A 19,896-nucleotide genomic window follows, 5' to 3' on the forward strand; every position below is an offset into this window, starting at 1 on the left:
GTCGAGACGATCGTGCGAATGCTGTGGTCGGTGTTGCCGATTAGGCCGCGTCGGCGGTCGCACCCGGCACGTCGACGCTGTTGAGAACGCTTTCGACGACATGGCTGGCGTCGATGTTCTTGATAGCCGCCTCAGATGTCAACACGAGCCGGTGTGTCATCACCGCTGGCGCGATGTTCTTGATATCGTCCGGGGTTACGTAGTCGCGGCCAGCGATGAGCGCCCGAGCCCGTGCGGCCTCGAAAAATCGTTGGATTCCACGGGGCGAGACGCCCGTTTCGACGCGCGGGTCCGCACGGCTTGCTCGTGCGAGATCGACCAGATACGCTCGCACTTCGGCTTCGATTCGCACTGCTTCGGGAACCTCTCGCATGCGGGCAACCGTGTCGGCGTCGACGACTGGCTCGACCGTTGGCATCTGTGTGGTTCGGTCGGCTCGGCGAGCCAGAAGTTCGAGTTCACCGCTCCGTTCGGGGTAGCCGATCGACGTTTTGACGATAAATCGATCGCGCTGAGCCTCGGGCAGTCGGAAGGTTCCTTCCTGTTCGATCGGGTTCTGGGTCGCGATAACGAAAAACGGGTCCGGAAGGTCGTAAGTCGTTCCGCCAACGGTGACCTGGCCTTCGTCCATCGCCTCCAGCAGTGCCGACTGGGTTTTCGGCGGGGCGCGGTTGATCTCGTCGGCCAGAACGATGTTGGCGAACACCGGCCCCCGCTGGAACCGGAAGTCGCCGTCCTGTTCATTATAAATAAGCGAGCCCGTGATGTCGCTCGGAAGGAGATCCGGGGTAAACTGGATCCGGTTGAACTCCAGATTCAATGCGTCAGCCAACGCCACCGCGGTGAGCGTTTTGCCCGTTCCGGGAACGTCCTCCAGCAGAACATGGCCACGTGCGAGTAGCCCGCTCGCAACCGTCACGAAAAACTCCCTCTCGGTGATCACGGCCTCGCCAATCCGATCGATAACTGCATTGATCGTCTCGGCTGCGGTCGTGATCTCGTTCGTCTGTACCATGTACCAATTGCTTTCGATGGCACCAACTTATCAGTTATTGTGAAAACTTCGGAGTAGTGACCACCAATCGTTCATCGAACGTCAAACAACCCATACGTTGACGACGACACAGCGGGCCGCTCACTCCTTTTGTGCCACACGGACATCGTATCCATTGTCGACCACGAACAACCGATCATCGCGGTTTTCGACCCGGAGCGGCCCAACGCTCGCCGACTCGTTGGTCGCCGGAAGCGTTGCTGACTGGTCGACCGATTCAGTGGCCGATTCGTTGCCTGACTCGGTGGTCGATTCGTTGCCTGACTCGGTGGTCGATTCGTTGCCTGACTCAGTGGTCGATTCATTGATTGACTCAGTAGTTGATTCGTTGCCTGACTCGGTGGTCGATTCGTTGCCTGGCTCAGTAGTTGGTTCGCCACTCGGATCGTCGGCAGGCTCTGTACTGTTGGTTGTCTCCGCTGTATTCGAATCGTTAGCGTCGGATTCGACCGGATAGACCGAGACGATAAACACCGTTTCGGCCGCACTGATCGAGACCTTGTGTCCCGAAACGACGGGCTCGGCGGTCGCACCATCCGAGGTGAACGCGGTTTGGCGTTCTGTCTCGTCGGCAAGTTCGACGCGATAGGTCGACTCGCCGCCGACAGTTTCCCACCCGGTGCGCTCGACGTCGACCGACTCGCGCCAGCCGACCCCGCCGATCGTGACTGTCGACTCACCCTCGGAGGCGAGTTCGCCGGACGAGAACTCGGTCGACCAGATGTGGCGGTCGGTGTTGCGGACGATCACGCCCGAAGTGTTAAGCTGGGTTGACTCGCCGAAGCCCTCCAGGGGGATGGCGCTCAGTTGGCCGTCAGGGACGTCCTCACCGTAGGTGATTTCGTACCCGTCGACTTCGATCGGATCGCCCGGCAACGCGGCGTCGTCGGCCGTCGTGAGGTTGACTGGGATCGCCGGGCCGACGACGAGTGCTGTGACACAGACGAGTACTAAGAGTCCGGCCTCGCGGCGGGTAATTGAGCCGAGCGCGTCCCGTGTCGTCTTGGGGTCGACCACTGCCCAATCGACAAACAGGGGCTCGTCGCGCGCGACCACGGCGTAGGTGACGACCGCCACGAGTGCGAACACCAGCGCCAGGCCGAGCGCCCGGTAGAGTACGTACGTCTCGTTGCCGCGGAACCAGTAGATCGCCCACAGCGACCGCGAGACCGCAAAGACGAGCACGCCAGCCCAGATAAAAACCGCGGGCGGTGGCGATTCGTCGCGAACCCGAAGCAGCACCAGCCCGACGAGCAATCCAATCAGTAGGCCGACCGCGTGGCCCTGAACGGCGATTTCGGCCCACCACGGCGTGCTATAACTGGCTTCGGCGACCGACACCTGTCGAGGAAGCATCATCGCGTCGACCAGTCGGCCGAGCACGCTCTGGGCGACGCTCGCGATGATAACGGCCACCGGATAGCGGACCAGCGCGAAGCCCGCGAGCGCGAAGATAGCAGTCGAAAAGCCGATCACGGGCCCGAGCGTCACAAGCGTCCCAGCGAGCCCAACGAGGCCTACTGCGGCCGGAAATACGATCACCGCACGGGCGATTGGCTCGGTCCAGAGGCGCTCGAAGCGCGCTGCAACCAGCGACTTCGTGTCCCTGTCGGTCGGGCTGTCAACGCCGCTTTCGGCATGAGCGTCGACGTACTCGTCGAGACGTCTGTTGAGGCGGTTTGCTGTGCTCCGGTCGGTGTAATGGCCCAACCAGTACTCGGCCAGCGAGCCGAACGCCAGCGTCCCCAGGAGGTTGCCGATCAGGTGGCTCTCGCTGGCGTGCGCAAAGCCAGCAACCAGCATACCGATCGGATCGAAGTAGCTCCAGGCCCGAAACGGCAGGACAACCGGCTTGCTTGGATCGGCATACCCGCTCTGTACGCCGTAGTAGACGCCGAGAAGGAGGCCACAGACGACGAACGTACCCCACGGCACACCGTAGACGAATCGATCGGTGAGCGGGCGGGTCAGCCGAGACGTCGGTCGGCTCACCGCGACAAGCGTGCCGACAGCCAACAAGAGTGCTGCGAATAATACGATTCGATCGAACGGAAGCTCAAACAGCCCGTCGGTGACGGTCTCCGAGAACGACGTGACGCCGGTCGAAACCCACCCTCGGCTCACGCCAGTAGGTGTCGACATCTCAGTTCGACGCCGTCTGCGGGTCGACCACGGCTACAGTTTGCTTTCGGCGTCGTCGGCCAATTCCTTCATGCGCTTGCCGACCCGTCCCGCGTTCGAGAACTCGTCTTCGCTCATCGCGGTGGCGAGCGCGTTGCCCAGCACGAAGACCGCGTGTTTGTGCTCGCTTTTGGATTTGTGGACGTGGTCAGGCTCGACGCTGAGCTCGTCGTACGGATCGAACAGTGAGGAGTCGACCGTTTCTTGGGCCCGGAAGCTCTCCATAATCGTCACCATCTGTTCGTGGAGCTCCAGCAGTTCGTCTTTATGCATAACGGTTCGTAGGAACGGTTCTCATTTAAGAATTGTTGCGATACCGCGACGGGGTGGGTTAGAACACGTACTCGTCTTCGTGACCCATCATGCCGTCGTCTTCGAAGCCGGAGCCGGAGTTCGGGTCGTCCATCGGCCCGCTGGTTTTGTAGGCTTTCACACCGGTCGACAGGAGGTTTTCGATCGCTTCTTCGCGGTTGAGAAACTCTCCCTGTTCGACAAGCTGGGCGATTTGCATCTCTAGGTGTTCGGGGATGTTGATCTCGACTTTCGGCATCTGAACAACCGGGAGTTACCGGAGTGCCTATTTAAAACCACCGGCGTTACTGACGGGCTGCGTTTCGGCCAGTGGCGGTATGTATACGGCCGCCGAGACCCAACGTCAACTATGGTTACTGACGTCACGGATCTGTACGCCGAGTTTGGCGACAGCCGACTGCCGCCGGGCCAGCGCGAAACCGATGGCTTTCCAGTACTCTCGAAAGGCGGCACGCCCGCCGTCGACCCCGCTGAGTGGACCTTCGAGGTCTTCGGCGCGGTCGACGAGTCACTCGCACTTTCGTTCGACGAACTGCAGGCACTGCCAAGCGAAACCCAACGCCAGGATTTCCACTGTGTGACCGGCTGGAGCAAGTTCGACTGCGAGTTCACGGGCGTCTCGTTTCCGACAATCGCCGAGCGCGCGGACGTCGACAGTTCTGCATGCCACGTCATGTTTCACTCCGCCGATGGCTACACGACCGACCTCCCGCTCGACGATTGTCTGCGCGAGGAGGTCCTGTTCGCCTACGGCTACAACGGCGAGGGTCTGCCTGCCGACCACGGCGGCCCGCTGCGCGTGGTCACGCCGCACAAGTACGCTTATAAAGGCGCGAAGTGGGTGACGGGCGTCGAGCTGCTGACCGAGCCCGAACGGGGCTTTTGGGAACAGCGCGGCTATTCGTCGACGGCGAACCCGTGGAACGAAGCGCGATACGGATGAGGGTTCCATGCGTCGACGCCCTGTCGATAGTCACGCTCAAGAGTCCGGAGTCCGGAGGTGTTGGTCATGGAGTCGCCGCGCGCAGCCGATCGACCGCTGCTAATTAGCCGGTCGGTTCGGCTCGACGGCACCGAGCTATCGTTTCGTGCGGTTCTGAACGCGCTCGACTCGCCACGAACGGTCTGGGACGCATCCGACGAGCCGACAGTGATCGCTGGCGGAGCCGCCGCAACGCTCACCGCCGACGGCCCCGAGCGGTTTGATCACATCAGAGCCGCCGCCGAATCGCTGTTCTCCTCCGGTGACGTCCACGCCGGCACCGAAGCCGCCTGTCCACGGCTGTTTGGCGGCTTTACCTTCCACGCCGACGAGCCGTCGGCAACGAACGCGGCGGCTGTCGACACTGATGGCGACGGATCCAGAGCCGACACTGATGGCGGCAGATCGACGGTCGACACCGATGGCGGCACTGCGTTCGAGTCGGCCGAACCAATCGACCCGGTCGAGCCAACCCACGAGTCGCTGTGGACGGCGTTTCCCGACGCGCGGTTCGTCTTTCCGCGCGTTCAGGTGACGATCACCGACCGCGGGCCGTGGCTCACAGTCAACGCGGTTGGCCCCGACGCCTCGGTCGACGCGGTCGAATCGCGGCTCGAAACCGAACGCGAACGCATCAACTCGCTGCCCGTCGCGGCCCCCGAAACGCCGCAGCCGGGCATCGTCGACCGTCGACGGACCACCACTCCCGAGTCGTGGCGTGCGGGTGTCATCGCTGCCACCGACCGCATCGCCGCCGGCACGCTGCAGAAGGTGGTGCTCGCACAGGCGCTCGAAGTCGACCTTGCGGCCAATCTCGCGGTCGACGACATTCTCTCTCGGCTTGGCGAGAAATACCCGGCCTGCAACCGCTTTTTACTCGAACCCGACCACCCGGAGCCGCCAGCGTTTTTTGGCGCGACGCCCGAAACGCTCGTCTCGCTTCGCGGACGAACGGTCGAGACCGACGCGCTGGCCGGCACGACGGGGCGCGGCGAGACACCCGCCGAAGACGAGTGGCTCGCCCGCGAACTGCTGGCCGACCCGAAGAACGTTCACGAACATGATCTGGTCGCCGAAACCATCTGCGACCAACTCGCGCCGTTTGCCGCCTCGGTATCGGCCGGCGACCGACAGATCCGTCGGCTTGCGACCGTCCAACATATCCACACGCCGATCACCGCGGAGTTGGCTGAGGACACCCACGTCCTCTCGCTCGTCGAAGCACTCCATCCGACGCCCGCCGTCGGCGGGCTGCCGCCGGATCGGGCGCTCGAAACCATCCGCGAAACCGAGCCGTTCGACCGTGGTTGGTACGCCGCACCGATCGGTTGGATCGATGCCGCTGGCAACGGAACGTTTGCGGTTGGACTCCGATCAGCGGTCGCCACACGTCGACAGGCCACTCTGTTCGCGGGTGTCGGTATCGTCGCCGACAGCGATCCAGACCGCGAGTGGGATGAGATCGAACTCAAGTTCCGACCAATTCTGGACGAACTCGAAGCCGAGTGACACGGCCTCAGCCAGAGGGACACAACTTTTACTCAGTACTGAGTTGTTATTTTCATGTACGCAGAATCGCTTCGGGTCGGGCTTCTCACCGACGGAGAGTTGTCGGCCGAACAACGGGCAGCCAGCGACTGGCTCGACGAGCGCGTCGACACTGAAACCGTCGCATTCGCGGATCTTGACCGGGCGATCGACCTCGTCGACGTGCTCTGGTGGCACCGCACAGACCCGATCGAGCCGACGGCGCTCGCGGCCCAGCGGCCGAAAATCGAGTCGTTTCTCCAGGCAGGCGGCGGGCTGTTGCTCACGCTCCGGGCGATGGCCGCCGTCGAGCCGCTGGGCGTCGACAGCGTCTCTCCCGACGCCGTTGGCGTTGGGCACGAACATGAACCGAGCGGCGTGCTCTGGAAATCCGTTTATAAAGACCATCCCGCCGTGTCGGCGGTCGACTCGCTGCGAGTGCCGATCTGTGACGGCGTCACCGCACCGTTCGCCCGATACGAGGGCGTACTCCCGTCGACCGGCGAGGCGTTGGCTGGCACCGTCAGGGATGGCTATGACGTGCCACACGAACTCTCGGTGATCTCGTGGGCCGTCGACGACGGTTCAGTGCTTGGTGTCGGTGCGCCGCTGTCGCTCGCCGAGCCACAGCTCGAAGAGATCGTCGAGAACCGAAATCGGCTGCTCGACGGCTGTCTCCGGTCGTTGGCGAGCGACGGAAACACGCCGAGTCGACCAATGAATGCGTCCAAGTTGGGGGCCCTCCGCCAGCGACTCTCCGATGATCCCTTGCGGCCGGGGTACCACCTCACCGCGCCAGCCAACTGGCTGAACGATCCCAACGGCCTCATCCACTGGAACGGCCGCTACCATGTCTTCTATCAGTACAATCCCGGCGGCCCGTTCCACAACACGATCCACTGGGGCCACGCCGTAAGCGACGATTTAGTCCACTGGAGCGATCTCCCGGTTGCACTGACACCGACGCCGGGTGGCCCCGACAGCATCGGCTGCTGGTCGGGCTGTGCAGTCGACGACGACGGCACGCCGACGATCATTTATACCGGCGGCAGCGGCCGCAACCAGTTGCCGTGTCTAGCAACGTCGACCGACCCCGATCTCCGCGAGTGGGACAAAGACGAATCGAACCCGATTATCGACGCGCCGCCCGCCGAACTCGATGTTCTCGAAACCGACGACTGGGCCGCGGAGTTCCGCGATCACAACGTCTGGCGCGTCGACGGCACCTGGTACCATCTCATCGGCACCGGTCTGGCCGACGACCGAGGGGCGGTTCTCTGTTATACCTCAGAAAACCTCCGTGAGTGGACGTACGAGGGGCCGCTGCTCGTCGGCGAGCCCGCCGCGCCCGGCACTGTCTGGGAGTGTCCCGAACTCCTGGATTTCGGCGACAAACAGCTGCTTCACGTCTCGAACTACGAGACGGTTCGCTACTTCGTCGGCGAGCTTCAGGGCACGGAGTTCGTGGTCGACCACGAGGGCATCCTTGATCCGGGCGACTTCTACGCCCCGCAGTCGCTTCGCGACGGCGACCGCTACCTGCTGTGGGGCTGGCTGAAAGAGGCCCGCGACGAGCGCGCCCAGTGGGACGCTGGCTGGTCGGGCGCGCTCTCGATTCCACGGGTCGTCTCGCTCGGTCCGGATGGACGCATTCGCCAGCGGCCCGCCGCAGAACTGACTGCGCTTCGCGAGCGTCTCGTTCACGACAGCGAGTCGACCGCGCTCGCCGCTGACAAGCGACACGCGTTCGACGGCTCACGACAACTCGAAATCGAACTGACAGTCGGGCTCGACGATGCGGCGTCGGTCGAATTGGCGGTGTTCGAGTCGACCGACGGCGAACAAGGGACCGTGATCAGGTACACTCGCGAGGGAGAACTGATCGTCGACCGAAGCGAGTCGAGTTTCGACGACAGAGTGACCGCAGAGGGCCAGTCGATCAGTGTTCCGCCGCACGACGAACCGCTGTCGCTGAGCGTCTTTCTCGATGACTCGGTGATCGAGCTGTACGCCAACGAACGGCACTGTCTAACCAGCCGTGTCTACCCGACCTGCGCCGACAGCACCGGTGTTTCCCTGGTCGCCAGAGATGGACGGGCGACGGTCGACTCGCTGTCGATCTGGGAACTTTCGTCGACAGTCGGAGCCGTTAGTTCGGCTAAAAAGTGAGACTCAGACGGGACTAACTTGTTATAAATACAGATTGGATTGACGGCTAATACGGCCCGTTGTACCGGTCAGATTCGACCCACAGATCCTCATCTTCGACAGCTGGTGGTGTCGATCGCCAGTCGGCCGGTGGCTCGTCGAGCCGGTCGGACGCAGTTGGGATCTGCCAGTGGTCGAGTGTGCCCCGAAGCCACGTTCGATCGTCGTCGACGCCGACCCTGAGCGTCGGCGCGAGCGTGCCGCCGAACCCGTTGAGTTGCTCGTCGCCCGGCCGGTCGGCGATCGCGTCGAGCGAGTCGCCCGAGAAGTCGTGGTAGTTGAGAAAGCTCTGGACGAGCAGCTCCTCACCGTGCGAAAACGCCATCCACGAGTAGGCCTGATACGGCGCAGTCGACGGGTTCGTGACGACCAGACCAGACCCGTTGAGCGGCCGGTAGTCGCCACCAAGTGAGTCGGCGACGAAGCCGTACAGCGCGTCGTAGCCGGCCAGTCCGGGCGCGAACGTGTGGACGTGACTGGAGACGAAGAGGTAGTACTGATGGTCGAGCATAGCGATATGGGGTCGTTCGAGTTCTTGATTGACACAGACACCATCGAGAATCGGTGCCTGGAACTCCCAGTCGAGCGTATCACCCGACGGCGAGACGGCGAGCCCGACACAGCCGTTGAACTGTCGCTGGCTGTCGTCGCCGCCACACGCCTCCGGCGGTGCTGGCGTATTCGATTCAAACAGGAGGTGAGTATGGCCGGTCTGCGGGTCTTCGAAGAACCACGGATCGCGGAAGGTGTAGGTCATCCCCTTCGACTGTTGCTGGGTTTCGTACCAGGTTCCATCCGGTTCGAGCAGAATCTCGTGGCTCCAGGGCCCCTCGATTCGCAGGTCCTCTTTGGTGGTTTCGATGGTTCCGCCGTAGCCCACCGCGAGCCGCTGGATATAGGTCAGTTCCTCGCTTTCTTCGCCGCCTGCGGCCGTGTAGTAGCAGTAGAGCTCGCCGTCGTCGTACAGCGCCGAGCCGGCCCACTGCCGCTGGCCGAGCGCCTCTGGTCCGAACAGCGGCCCTCGGTCATGCCACTCGCGGCCGTCCCGAGAGACGAAGTATCGTATTTCAGCGATATCGTGGCGCGTGCCCGGCAGAACATCCGCTGGTGCGGTGAGCGAGAACAGCACCCGCCAGCCGTCGACGCTTGCGATCCGGCCCTGTCGGTCTCGGAGCGCCCAGGTGTCCCAGACGTGGAGCCCGGCTGCAGGGTCGGTTTCCGGCGGCTCGGCCGGTGGAGCGACTGTTTCGGCCGTTCGCTTGATCCCGGCGGCTTGCTCGCGGGTCCATTGGCCCCACGAGCGATTGGTCGAATCCTCACCTACTGATCGTCCGTTTGGTCCATCGTGGTCGGTCATTGGCTATCGAGGAACCGGTCGACGGTCTGTCGGTCCGGCAGTGCGGTCATCGCGCCGCCCTCGGTCGTCGAGACGGCCGCGACCGCGTTGGCGAACGCGAGCGTCTCGGTGGGGCCCAACCCGTCGACCAGTCCGGCGATCGCACCGGCCAGAAAGGCGTCGCCCGCACCGGTCGTGTCGACGACGCTCCCGATTTCGTGGCCCGGATGGTGCCACTCGCCGCGGCCCCACGGCGAGTCGTCGCTTCCGACCGCTCGCGCGCCGCGGTCGCCTTCGGTCACCAGCACCGTATCGGGGCCTCTGTCGAGCAATCGGTCGGCGAACTCCCCGCCCTCGACGTCGATGGCGGTCGGCTCGAAGTCCGCGCGCGTCGCTTTCAGCACGTCGGTCCACAAAAGCATCCGTTCGAGCGTGAGCGTCATGTCGTCGTGTTTGTTCCAGAGTTCGGGTCGCGTATTCGGATCGAAAACGATCCCACAGCTGGCGTTGGCCGCGCGCTCGACCAATTCGAACGTCGCCGACCGGGAGGGCTCGGCCGATAGCGTCACGCCGCCGACGACCAGCCAGTCGACCGTCGAGAGCGTGGCGGTGTCGACCACGTCAGTCTGGAGCACGGTGTCGGCAGTACACTCACGGTGGAAGCTGAACTCCCGGTCGGCGTCGTCGCCGTGGCTGACGAACGCCAGCGCAGTCGAGTAGTCGACCTGTGTGATGAACCGGTCGGGAAGGCCTTCGGCCGAGAGTCTGTCGGCCAGAAACTCGCCGAACGGGTCGGTCGACAGCGTCGTACACAGCCAGGGCCGCTCGTCGAGCCTCGCCAGTCCGACCGCCAGGTTCGCGGGCGCACCACCGGCTCGGCGATGGAACGTCTCGACCTCAGCGAGTGGGCCGGTAGTCTCCGGAATGAAGTCGATGAGCGTTTCACCGGCGACGAGAACTGACGGCTCGCTCATCGGTCGGTGAGGAGCTGTCGGTGATGGTATCGGTTCGTTGACGGGTAGACCGGTGGGTTCGTGCGAATGTGGGCTGATCGTGGATCCATTACACACCGATGTTTAACATGGTAGATAATAAGGATAAAGGATATACAACACCAGTAGTAAATTTTTTCTTCCCGACCGACAGTCCGGATCCGCCGTCGGTCGAGACGTGCCTGTTCACTCACTGTCGGTCCAACCCGCCGGACCTATCAACGGCCGCGACCACAGGTCGGTAATGACTGCGCCGAACCGGAACACGCTCTGGGGGCGAGCGATCGCCGCCGAGCTTGCCCGAAACGGGGTCCGTACCGTCTGCATCTCGCCGGGAAGTCGGTCGACGCCCCTGACGATCGCCTGCGACGAACACGACGGAATCAGGACGATCTCCGCGCTCGACGAACGCTCGGCGGCCTACTTCGCCCTCGGCCGGGCCCGCCGCACCGGCGAGGTCACGCCGCTTATTTCGACCTCGGGCACCGCCGCGGCCAACTTCCATCCCGCCGTGATTGAAGCCTCCCAGGGCCGTGTGCCGCTGCTGTTGTTGACTGCCGACCGACCACCCGAGCTTCGCGAGTCGGGAGCCAACCAAACCGTCGACCAGGAGAAGCTGTACGGCGAGAGCGTCCGGTGGTACAAGGACCTCCCCGAGCCTGCAGCCGCCGACCGAACGCTCCGGTCGCTGCGAACCGATGTCTCTCGGGCGGTGGGCACCGCCGAGCGGACACCCGCGGGACCGGTCCACCTGAACGTCCCGTTTAAAAAGCCGCTGGAGCCGACGCCGGTCGACGGCGACGTGCCCGCTGATCTCTCATCGCTCGCTGCGATGGGCCGCGACAACGAGCGACCATTTATAAAGCGAACGGAGGGACAGCCGCAGTTGGACGATCAGGATCTCCGAAAGTTAACCGACGAACTCAGCGTCGACCGCGGGCTGATCGTCGCCGGACCGGCCGACCCGCCGGGGCTTACCGCCGAGTCCGTCACCGCGTTCTCCCACGCTACGGGGTTCCCGATCCTGGCCGACCCGCTTTCGGGACTCCGGTTTGGGGGCCACACCCGCGCCGCGCCGGTGATTGGGGCCTACGACGCCTACGTGAACACCGTCGTAACGGAATCGTGGCCCGATCCCGAGGTCGTCGTCCGGCTGGGTGCGTCGCCGACCTCGAAGCCGCTGCGGAAGTATCTCGCCGGGACCGACGCGCGGCAGTTCGTGGTCGACCCCGCGGGCGCGTGGCGCGAGGCCGAGTTCACGGCCACTGATCTCGTGGTCGCCGACCCCGACCGGCTCTGTGGCCACCTCTCGCAGATCGTTCGCAGCGGCGGCAGTGCCGACTGGCGGAACCGGTGGGTGCGAGCCGATTCCGAACACGGCGAGGTGGTGGACGACCATGCCGACGACCCCTTCGAGGGCGGTATTCTGGCCGACATGGTCGACGGGCTTGCGGACCCGGCAACCCTCGTCGTCTCCAACAGTATGCCCGTTCGGGATCTGGATCGGTTCGGCCAACCGTCGACGAAATCGATCACGACGGTTGGAAACCGGGGTGCATCCGGAATCGATGGCATCGTCTCCACCGCGCTGGGGGCGGCCCACGGAACGACCGATGACGTGACGCTCGTCATCGGCGATCTGGCCTACTACCACGACATGAACGGTCTGCTCGCCCTCCAGCGGGCAGACGTCGACGCGACGATCGTGCTTCTAAACAACGACGGTGGCGGGATCTTCCATCTGCTGCCTATCGAGCGCTTTGAGCCGCCGTTTACCAGCCAGTTCAAAACGCCGCATGGCATTGATTTCGAGCCGACCGGCGATCTGTACGGGCTGGAGTACCGGCGCGTCGACGGGCGGTCGGCGTTCCGTGAGGCGTACGCCACGGCGGTCGCGGCCGACGGCTCGCACGTGATCGAAGTCGAGACGGATGCCGAAGCGAGCCACGCGGTCCGCGAGGAGTTGCAGGCCGAGACAGTCGACCGGCTGTCGTGAGTGGTCGACACCGTCGTCATACGGAGTCGACCCAGGGCCGAACAGTTTTACGAGCGATCGACGAGCGTCGACCTATGACACACACGGAACTGCGTGCGGCGAGCGACGCGCTTGCGACGGCCGCCGACCGCGCCGCACAAGAACCTGACCGATCGGCTTCGCTGACCGAGAGCGCCGAAACGCTCTCGTCGCTCGCCGAGCGCGAGCGCGGGCCCGACCACGGTCGACTCGCCCGGATCGAGTACACGCTTCGCGAACTGAAATCGGACCCCGAAGACGAGGTCAGCGAGTCGATCGACGACGCACTCGCTCACACCACGGCGTATCGAAAAACGGTCCACGGCGTCTGAGTTCGGGGTCGACCGCGGTCGCACAGAACCGATCGAAAGAACGGATGTTACTTCTGGTTGAACGGCAGCTGTCTCTCGAACTGCCCGACAGTCCGTTGGATGGTCCGGCGAATCACCGGTGCGATCGTCTCGTGGCCGATGATGGTGAAGCCAACGACGACCACGCCGAAGCCCGTAATCGTCGTGGTCGAAACCGACTCGCCGAGCAGGAGTCCGCCGCCGATCGTGGCGACAACCGGGCTTACGTAGAACACCAGACTCGACTGGGTCGCGCCGATCTCGTCGAGCAGGCTGAAGTACAGAATATAGGCGACCGCGCCTGCGAAAACGCTGAGGTAGACGAGCGAGACGATCGCGCCGAGCGTCCACTCGACCGAAGCGGTCGACTCACCAGCGCCGATGCTGAGCGCGTGGAGCAACAGCGCGCTGATCGGCAGCGCCCACGCCGTCCGAACCGTGCTTGACAGTGAAGCGTCCGCGCGCCGGATGAGGACGGTTCCGAGCGCGAGACTCACCGCGCCCGCGAGCACGACCATCGCCCCGCCGCCGAACGTCTCGACTACTGTTGCTGGCCGAACGTCGATTACCATTCCGACGCCAATGAGTCCGACGACCGTGCCGACTGCGCCCGATGCCGAGAGCCGTTCGTCGCTGAGTAGGCCGCCGGCGAGCAGCGGCGCGAAGATGGGAACCAGCGCGAAGAGAATCGCGCCGACGCCACTGGAGACTGCGCCTTGGCCGACGAACAGCAGGCCGTTGGCGAGCCCGATGGCGAAGATACCGGCTGCGAGGATTCCCATGACATCCGCGCTGGTTTTCGGAATCCACTCGGATCGTGGACGAGTCACCACGACATAGCCGAAAAGCAAGAGGGCCGCGATGTCGAACCGAAGGGCGACGAGCAATAGCGGTGGAACCGACGCCTGGCCAGCTTTCGCCGCGACGAACGTCCCGCCGAAAAAGACACTCACGAGAATGAACATCAAGAGTGTCCGGTGGGTCCGTCGACTCATCACTGATCGCCTCCTGCGAGTCGTGCCCGATCGATCGAGCCACCGAACCTCTCTCGAGTGCCTGTCATACCTACCCAAAAGAGCCACAGCCGTATAAATTAATTCAGAAAGGATTTCAGAGTAAGAAAGTAGACACACGCTCGACAGACGGTCATGTACTGCAGCTCGGTCGTCGACTGATCGGATTTCACACCGTGAAACCGAGGCGAAACTGACTTCCAGCGGGACCCACATATGGGTGTATGGATCGGGTTCTCGAGGAGATCGAGTTTCTGGCGCTGTCGCCCAACAGAGTCGACGTGCTGGCGCTGTTGGCCGACCGAGCTCATACTCGTCAGGAACTCGGCGCGGAAACCGGAGCCTCACAGCCGACGCTGGGGCGGATTCTCAGGGATTTCACCGAGCGAAACTGGATCGATCGCAGCCCCGAGGGGTACGAATCGACGGCGACCGGTCGGCTCGTCGCCGACGGGATTGGCGAGCTGTACGACATTCTCGAAACAGAAATAAAACTCCGCGAGCTCGTCGAGTGGCTTCCAACCGACGAGCTCACCTTCGACCTCCGGGCGCTCAAAGACGCGACGGTCACCGTTCCGAGTCGCACACGGCCCGGCGCGCCGGTCGGACGGGTGACCGATCTCATTCGGGCCGCAAACCAGGTAACGGTTTTATCGCACGCGTTCAACGACCGAACGCTCCAAGTGGTCACCGACTGGGTGGCCGACGGCGGCCGGTTCGAGGGTGTGTTTTCAGCCAGTGCGATCAAGCCGGTTACCGATGATGCCGCGCTGGCAGATCAGCTCCGGCGGCTCGTCGACGCCGAGACGGCAACGGTGTACATATACGATGGGCCAGTTCCACTGGCGGTCACACTGACCGACAGTGTGGTGAGCCTGTTGGTTCGTGACGACACCGGTCGGCTGCAAGCCGCGCTCGATACCGACAGTCCCGCAGTCGCCGACTGGGCCAACGAAGTGTACAACCGCTACAGCGCCGAGAGTCGACCGCTCGATCTCCAACAGCTCGGTGAGTTCGAATAAGACGAACAGACCGACTCTCATCGGTATGTGTACTCCGTCTGTCACTCATCACCGGCACCTTCTGTCTTCGGTCTGTGTGCGCCTGTCGACAGCGCGACATGAACGCGATCGGTGGATACACATGTCTAATAGAAAGATACCCACAGCCTACGCTATTGAGAACCGCATTCATCATATCCATCTGTTTTCATTGCACCATAACTAATTTTTCACAGTAGTAAGCAAAGGCTATCGGACGGATTACCCCGGTGCAGCCAGCGATCAACGGGCCTAGACACCCAGGGTTACACTGTCTATGACACGACGCCTCGAAGACCAGCCAGCGTTCGATCAGCCCGAAGTCGATCTGTCGTCTGAGGTCCTCGAAATCAAACACCGGGCGTGCTCGGCTGCACCGAGAGCCCCTCGACGCCCACGGATGAACTATCGGATACAACATAGATACATGCAAAGAATTCTGATAAAATTGAGTACGAAACTATTGCGCTTTTTATTATCTGGTGTGGTGGAGGTTTATATCCTTGTTTCGACCGAGTCGTGTCGACCTGGAAAATGAGGGTAGTCTGTCTGGTAAGCTGATCGTTCAGTGATTACTGACCCACCAAATAGATGTGTTGAGCAGCGTTTCGATCGTTGCAATCGCCAGACTGCGGAGGGAGAAACAGTTCAGATTAGCTTACCTACGGTCGGCCTAGAGGATGCAATCAAGCCATACTGGAGCCACACGGGTAAATTACTCCATATCGTTTTCAGCAGTAACTAACAATGATGGTGCAGGGTGACCGTCCATATGGATGACCCGTATGTTTGAACTGACCGGCTTCCAGCGAGACCTGTTGTACGTTATTGCAGGCCTCGGACGCCCCTCCGGTCAAATGGTCCGCAGAGAGATCGAAAAGCACGTCGACAACGTCAACCACGGCCGCCTGTATCCGAACCTCGATACACTGGTCGACTACGACCTCGTTGAAAAGGGTCGGCACGATCAACGAACCAACTACTACGAACTCGCCCCCAAGGGCCGAGAGCTGATCGAGCAGCGCCGCCAGTGGGAAGACGAGTACGTCTCGGCGCCCGCAGAGTAACGCCCCGTCGGCTCTCCAATCACACCGTTTTTTGACTGCCCTCCTGTCGATCGATTACACCGCAAGCGCAGCCGACTCGACGAGTCGCACTGCGCGCTCGAAGAGGCGATCTGCGGTTTCGGTGTCGGTTGCTTCGGCGGTGAGTCGGATCTTCGGCTCAGTGCCGCTGGCCCGGATGAGAAACCAGCCCTCGTCCGTCTCGATGCGAATGCCGTCGGTCGTATCGAGTCGGCTGTACTCACCGTTGAGTCGTCGACGTACACGATCGATTGCGTCGTACTTCGCGTCCGCATCCAGACAGCTTCGCCGTATCGTATACCGGTCGTCGAGCCCCGCAAGCTGACTCGATAGCGGTCCCGCAGACCGAACGAGGTCGACCAGCTGACAGGCGGCGAAATGACCATCCGGACACCGTGACTCCTCGCTCCAGATCCACAGGCCGCTGGGCTCGCCACCGAAAACGACCCGGTCGTCATCCATAGCGGCCGCGACCGACAGTTCGCCGACGGCGGTGCGGACGATCTCGCCGCCAGCGTTCCGCACCACGTCCTCGACGAGCGAACTGGTGTCGACAGTGACGGCGACCCGGCGGCCCGGTTGTACAGCGTGGGAGGCGAACAGGGCGAACAGTTCGTCGCCCGGAACGAACCGGCCGGTCTCGTCGACCACACAGAGTCGGTCGGCATCTGCGTCGTGAGCGAGCCCGATAGCCACGTCGGTCGCCCGGACAATCCGGCTGAGTCGCTCGCAGCGGGCTGCGGTTGGCTCGCTGCCACGGCCAGGGAAACTCCCGTCCCGGTGACTGTTCAGCGTGGTCACGTCGTAGCCGAGTTCGCAGAGCACGTCGGCCGTCAGCCGCCCAGCACCGTTGCCGAGGTCGACGATAACCGACCGACGGCCACCGCCATCGAACGCCGACACGAGCCGTTGGTGATGGCGCTCGCGGAGGTCGGTCCGTTGCGTGGTAGAGCCGATCTCGTCGGGCGCCGCCAGCGAGACGGTCCCGGCGTTGGCCCGGCGGACGAGCGTACGATACTCGGTTCGATCGAGCGTGCGGCCCTCGTCGTTCCAGAATTTGAAACCGTTGTCACCGGCTGGATTGTGTGAACCGGTGATGGCCACTCCGAGATCGGCATCTAGCCACGGGACGCTTCGGGCGATCGTCGGCGTCGACTCGATGCCCACACGGATCACTCGACTGCCGCACTCTTCGATGCCAGCCACCAGCGTGTGTTCAAGCATTCGCCCGCTGTCTCTGACATCGCGGCCGACGACGACCACCTCGGCGTGGGTGCCGACGGCTCGGCCCAGTCGAATCGCTAGGTTTGTCCCGATAGTTTCGCCAACAGGCCCACGGATACCGCCCGTACCAAACATGGGCTGTGACTATCGAGCGCGTGCTTTAGGTATGAAGGCCATACTGACCGTTCGGCACTCACTACTCGGTTCGAAAACCCGACACGGTGGCGTTGGTCGTCGACTACGAGACGACGAGCGCACCGTCACCGCGCAGGACGACCGCACACCCAACATAGGTGAACGAAATCCTGATCGAGTCGTCACCACTATCAAGGAGAGTCTCGAGCGCATCGGCGTCGACCGCCGCCGACAGCGGAGGAAGGTCGGTCGGAGTCTGATCGGTTTCGCCAGCGACCGCGAGCACCACAGCGGTGCCAACGGAGTCCGCATCCCGCCAGGTACCGCGCGACGAGCCACTGTCAGCGGCCTGTTCAGCGTTCATGTGTCGAGAATCGCTCATAGCGCTGTCCGTATTCGGTTAAGAGGACCCATATCAATCTGTACCTACGTTATCGTGGCCAATGTATGGGGATATTCGTTACCATATTTGTCGTATGCATACAAATTAATCAGTAATTGAACACGTTACAATCGTTCAACGGCAAGGCTGGCACCTAAATAACTCTCAGCAAAAAATCGGTCCGACAGTGGAACCGTGACCTGGAATTACTCGACGGTCACGCTTTTGGCGAGATTCCGTGGTTTGTCGATCGACCGTTCGAGCCGCGCGGCAACGTGGTAGGCGAGCAACTGGAGTTGGACGTTCGCCAACAGACCGTTGAGCTCCGGCGTCGACGACGGAATCGGGACGAACTCCGTGGCCGTCTCGGCGATCTCTCGGGCGTCTTCGGGGGCGATAGCGATTACCGACGCCCCACGGGCCTGGACCTCCCGGACGTTGTTGAGCGTCTTTTCGTCGTGGTTTCCGGTGAATATGGCGATGACGACCGTGTTCGGGGTGACGAGCGCGAGCGGTCCGTGTTTGAGTTGGCCAGCCGCAAAGCCCTCGGCGTGTTCGTAGGTGATCTCCTTGAATTTGAGCGCACCCTCCAGGGCGACCGGATGGGCGATCCCCCGACCGATAAAGAAGTGTGAATCCATCCCCTGGTATCGCTCTGTGAGTTCGGCGGTCGGATCGGCATCGAGAATCGACTCGATCTGGCCGGGGAGATCACCGAGCGAGTCCAGCAGTTCCGCTGACTGCGTGCTGGGCTCGCCGGTGATATCCCGGTGGAGTCGCTCCGACAGCAGCGCGAGCGCAGTGACCTGCGAGGAGAAAGTCTTGGTCGCTGCCACGCCGATCTCGGGGCCTGCGCGGATGTACAACACGTCGTCGGTCTCACGGGCCGCCGTCGACCCGATGACGTTTGTGAGCGTGAGTGTCCGTACGGGCGTCTCGTCTAACCGACGAAGCGATTCGAGCGTATCGGCGGTCTCGCCCGACTGAGTGACTCCGATAACGAGCGTCTCGTCGTCGACCGGCATCGGGTTCGAAGCGTACTCGCCGGCGCGATGGGCGTAGGCGGGAATCCCGCGTTGGCCCAGCAGGTGACAGCCGTAGAGCGCGGCGTGGTAGGAAGTCCCACAGGCAACGAACTCCACGCGTGAGATGTCGCTGAACTCGCCCGGCTCGAAGTCATCCAGCGTGATCGAGCCGTCCATGGGGTCGAATCGGCCGTGAATCGTCTGGTTGAGCGAAGCGGGCTGTTCGTGGATCTCTTTGAGCATGTAGTGGTCGTACCCCGATTTCTCGGCGTCTTCGGAGGACCACTCGATGGTGTCGACCGGCCGGTCGACGGCGGTTGCCGATCGGTCGAAAATGCCGTGTGAATTCGGTCGGAGCACCGCGACATCCTCGTTTTTGAGGTAGATCACCCGGTCGGTGAACTCGATAAACGCTGGCACATCGCTGGCGAGGAAGTAGCCGTCGTCGGCGAGACCGACGACCAGCGGCGAGCCGTTGCGGGTCGCAAAAATCGCATCAGTGCCTTCGACGACCATCGCCAGCGCGTAGCTGCCCTCGAGCCGGTCGACGGCGTTCATAAAGGCGTCGAACGGTTCAGCGCCGTCGTCGAGAAACTCCTCGACGAGGTGGGGGACGACTTCGGTGTCGGTGTCGCTGGAAAACTCGTGGCCACGGCCCCGCAACTCTTCGCGCAGGACGTCGTAGTTCTCGATGATGCCGTTGTGGACGACCGCGACCCGGTTTGTCGAGCCGGTGTGTGGGTGAGCGTTCGCGTCTGTCGGTGGCCCGTGTGTGCTCCAGCGGGTGTGGCCGATGCCGATCGATCCGTTCGGCTGGTTCCGGTCGACGAGTCGTCGGAGTTCGACGGCTTCGCCCTCACATTTGTGAACATCGATGCCGTGACCGTTGACGACTGCAATGCCGGCCGAATCGTAGCCACGGTACTCGAGGTTTTCGAGCCCCGACATCAGGTCGTCGACCGCGTTCCCGGATCGAATCCGACCGGTGATTCCACACATCAGTCGACCCTCCGTTGGGGGCCGAACGGCGCTGGTG

General features: G+C 62.8%; 17 protein-coding genes. 7 read left to right on the forward strand and 10 right to left on the reverse strand.

What is annotated here, in order from left to right:
• Positions 1-40 precede the first annotated feature (40 nt).
• The 4 genes from O2S87_RS02950 to O2S87_RS02965 form a co-directional block, all read right to left on the reverse strand.
• Positions 41-1,015, reverse strand: a complete 975-nt coding sequence (locus O2S87_RS02950) for an AAA family ATPase (RefSeq protein ID WP_475407309.1) — start codon at positions 1,013-1,015, stop codon at positions 41-43.
• 120 nt (positions 1,016-1,135) lie between these two features.
• Positions 1,136-3,196 carry a hypothetical protein gene (locus tag O2S87_RS02955; RefSeq protein ID WP_475407310.1) on the reverse strand — a complete coding sequence of 687 codons (2,061 nt, stop codon included), beginning with the start codon at positions 3,194-3,196 and terminating at the stop codon, positions 1,136-1,138.
• Positions 3,197-3,229: 33 nt separating this feature from the next.
• Positions 3,230-3,508, reverse strand: a complete 279-nt coding sequence (locus O2S87_RS02960; protein WP_475407311.1) for a UPF0058 family protein — start codon at positions 3,506-3,508, stop codon at positions 3,230-3,232.
• 58 nt (positions 3,509-3,566) lie between these two features.
• The gene (locus O2S87_RS02965) at positions 3,567-3,785 is read right to left on the reverse strand and encodes a DUF7120 family protein (RefSeq protein WP_475407312.1); all 219 of its coding nucleotides are present in this window, start codon (positions 3,783-3,785) and stop codon (positions 3,567-3,569) included.
• A gap of 111 nt (positions 3,786-3,896) precedes the next feature.
• On the opposite strand from O2S87_RS02965, the gene O2S87_RS02970 reads away from it, so the two are divergent.
• The 3 genes from O2S87_RS02970 (at position 3,897) to O2S87_RS02980 (ending at position 8,225) form a co-directional block, all read left to right on the forward strand.
• Complete coding sequence (locus O2S87_RS02970) at positions 3,897-4,490, forward strand: sulfite oxidase-like oxidoreductase (RefSeq protein WP_475407313.1); 594 nt, start codon at positions 3,897-3,899, stop codon at positions 4,488-4,490.
• Between the two features lie 66 nt (positions 4,491-4,556).
• Complete coding sequence (locus tag O2S87_RS02975; RefSeq protein ID WP_475407314.1) at positions 4,557-6,038, forward strand: isochorismate synthase; 1,482 nt, start codon at positions 4,557-4,559, stop codon at positions 6,036-6,038.
• A 54-nt stretch (positions 6,039-6,092) separates the two neighbouring features.
• Positions 6,093-8,225 carry a glycoside hydrolase family 32 protein gene (locus O2S87_RS02980; RefSeq protein ID WP_475407315.1) on the forward strand — a complete coding sequence of 711 codons (2,133 nt, stop codon included), beginning with the start codon at positions 6,093-6,095 and terminating at the stop codon, positions 8,223-8,225.
• Between the two features lie 46 nt (positions 8,226-8,271).
• Here O2S87_RS02980 and O2S87_RS02985 read toward each other — a convergent pair whose 3' ends face one another.
• Both O2S87_RS02985 and O2S87_RS02990 read right to left on the reverse strand, forming a co-directional pair.
• Positions 8,272-9,621, reverse strand: coding sequence for a glycoside hydrolase family 68 protein (locus O2S87_RS02985; protein WP_475407316.1), 1,350 nt, complete (start codon positions 9,619-9,621; stop codon positions 8,272-8,274).
• Complete coding sequence (locus O2S87_RS02990; protein WP_475407317.1) at positions 9,618-10,574, reverse strand: carbohydrate kinase family protein; 957 nt, start codon at positions 10,572-10,574, stop codon at positions 9,618-9,620. The genes O2S87_RS02985 and O2S87_RS02990 overlap by 4 nt, the downstream gene beginning before the upstream one ends.
• A 262-nt stretch (positions 10,575-10,836) precedes the next feature.
• Here O2S87_RS02990 and menD point away from each other — a divergent pair, with 262 nt between their 5' ends.
• Positions 10,837-12,588: a 2-succinyl-5-enolpyruvyl-6-hydroxy-3-cyclohexene-1-carboxylic-acid synthase gene (menD, locus tag O2S87_RS02995; protein WP_475407318.1), complete on the forward strand. Its 1,752-nt coding sequence runs from the start codon at positions 10,837-10,839 to the stop codon at positions 12,586-12,588.
• A gap of 74 nt (positions 12,589-12,662) precedes the next feature.
• The gene (locus tag O2S87_RS03000) at positions 12,663-12,938 is read left to right on the forward strand and encodes a DUF7553 family protein (RefSeq protein WP_475407319.1); all 276 of its coding nucleotides are present in this window, start codon (positions 12,663-12,665) and stop codon (positions 12,936-12,938) included.
• 47 nt (positions 12,939-12,985) lie between these two features.
• On the opposite strand, the gene O2S87_RS03005 is transcribed toward O2S87_RS03000, so the two are convergent.
• Positions 12,986-13,951 carry a DMT family transporter gene (locus O2S87_RS03005; RefSeq protein ID WP_475407320.1) on the reverse strand — a complete coding sequence of 322 codons (966 nt, stop codon included), beginning with the start codon at positions 13,949-13,951 and terminating at the stop codon, positions 12,986-12,988.
• A 242-nt stretch (positions 13,952-14,193) separates the two neighbouring features.
• On the opposite strand from O2S87_RS03005, the gene O2S87_RS03010 reads away from it, so the two are divergent.
• Positions 14,194-14,991 carry a helix-turn-helix transcriptional regulator gene (locus tag O2S87_RS03010; RefSeq protein WP_475407321.1) on the forward strand — a complete coding sequence of 266 codons (798 nt, stop codon included), beginning with the start codon at positions 14,194-14,196 and terminating at the stop codon, positions 14,989-14,991.
• An 803-nt stretch (positions 14,992-15,794) separates the two neighbouring features.
• Positions 15,795-16,076, forward strand: coding sequence for a PadR family transcriptional regulator (locus O2S87_RS03015; RefSeq protein WP_475407322.1), 282 nt, complete (start codon positions 15,795-15,797; stop codon positions 16,074-16,076).
• 54 nt (positions 16,077-16,130) lie between these two features.
• Here the strand turns inward: O2S87_RS03015 and O2S87_RS03020 are convergent, their stop codons facing one another.
• The 3 genes from O2S87_RS03020 to glmS all read right to left on the reverse strand — a co-directional run bounded on the left by O2S87_RS03020 (position 16,131) and on the right by glmS (position 19,859).
• Positions 16,131-17,453 carry a phosphohexomutase domain-containing protein gene (locus O2S87_RS03020; protein WP_475407323.1) on the reverse strand — a complete coding sequence of 441 codons (1,323 nt, stop codon included), beginning with the start codon at positions 17,451-17,453 and terminating at the stop codon, positions 16,131-16,133.
• A 103-nt stretch (positions 17,454-17,556) separates the two neighbouring features.
• A complete protein-coding gene (locus tag O2S87_RS03025) occupies positions 17,557-17,835 on the reverse strand; it encodes a HalOD1 output domain-containing protein (protein ID WP_475407324.1) in 279 nt (92 codons plus the stop codon).
• A gap of 206 nt (positions 17,836-18,041) precedes the next feature.
• The gene (gene glmS, locus O2S87_RS03030) at positions 18,042-19,859 is read right to left on the reverse strand and encodes a glutamine--fructose-6-phosphate transaminase (isomerizing) (protein ID WP_475407325.1); all 1,818 of its coding nucleotides are present in this window, start codon (positions 19,857-19,859) and stop codon (positions 18,042-18,044) included.
• Positions 19,860-19,896 lie beyond the last annotated feature (37 nt).

This window comes from Halohasta sp. A2, from assembly GCF_056175805.1.

Coding starts and splice junctions, on each gene's coding strand:
- O2S87_RS02985 (WP_475407316.1), bottom strand. CDS start 9,621: ATGACCGACCACGATGGACCAAACGGACGATCAGTAGGTGAGGATTCG.
- O2S87_RS03000 (WP_475407319.1), top strand. CDS start 12,663: ATGACACACACGGAACTGCGTGCGGCGAGCGACGCGCTTGCGACGGCC.
- O2S87_RS02965 (WP_475407312.1), bottom strand. CDS start 3,785: ATGCCGAAAGTCGAGATCAACATCCCCGAACACCTAGAGATGCAAATC.
- O2S87_RS03015 (WP_475407322.1), top strand. CDS start 15,795: ATGTTTGAACTGACCGGCTTCCAGCGAGACCTGTTGTACGTTATTGCA.
- O2S87_RS03020 (WP_475407323.1), bottom strand. CDS start 17,453: ATGTTTGGTACGGGCGGTATCCGTGGGCCTGTTGGCGAAACTATCGGG.
- O2S87_RS02955 (WP_475407310.1), bottom strand. CDS start 3,196: ATGTCGACACCTACTGGCGTGAGCCGAGGGTGGGTTTCGACCGGCGTC.
- O2S87_RS02980 (WP_475407315.1), top strand. CDS start 6,093: ATGTACGCAGAATCGCTTCGGGTCGGGCTTCTCACCGACGGAGAGTTG.
- O2S87_RS03005 (WP_475407320.1), bottom strand. CDS start 13,951: ATGAGTCGACGGACCCACCGGACACTCTTGATGTTCATTCTCGTGAGT.
- glmS (WP_475407325.1), bottom strand. CDS start 19,859: ATGTGTGGAATCACCGGTCGGATTCGATCCGGGAACGCGGTCGACGAC.
- O2S87_RS03025 (WP_475407324.1), bottom strand. CDS start 17,835: ATGAGCGATTCTCGACACATGAACGCTGAACAGGCCGCTGACAGTGGC.
- O2S87_RS03010 (WP_475407321.1), top strand. CDS start 14,194: ATGGATCGGGTTCTCGAGGAGATCGAGTTTCTGGCGCTGTCGCCCAAC.
- O2S87_RS02975 (WP_475407314.1), top strand. CDS start 4,557: ATGGAGTCGCCGCGCGCAGCCGATCGACCGCTGCTAATTAGCCGGTCG.
- O2S87_RS02960 (WP_475407311.1), bottom strand. CDS start 3,508: ATGCATAAAGACGAACTGCTGGAGCTCCACGAACAGATGGTGACGATT.
- O2S87_RS02970 (WP_475407313.1), top strand. CDS start 3,897: ATGGTTACTGACGTCACGGATCTGTACGCCGAGTTTGGCGACAGCCGA.
- O2S87_RS02990 (WP_475407317.1), bottom strand. CDS start 10,574: ATGAGCGAGCCGTCAGTTCTCGTCGCCGGTGAAACGCTCATCGACTTC.
- O2S87_RS02950 (WP_475407309.1), bottom strand. CDS start 1,015: ATGGTACAGACGAACGAGATCACGACCGCAGCCGAGACGATCAATGCA.
- menD (WP_475407318.1), top strand. CDS start 10,837: ATGACTGCGCCGAACCGGAACACGCTCTGGGGGCGAGCGATCGCCGCC.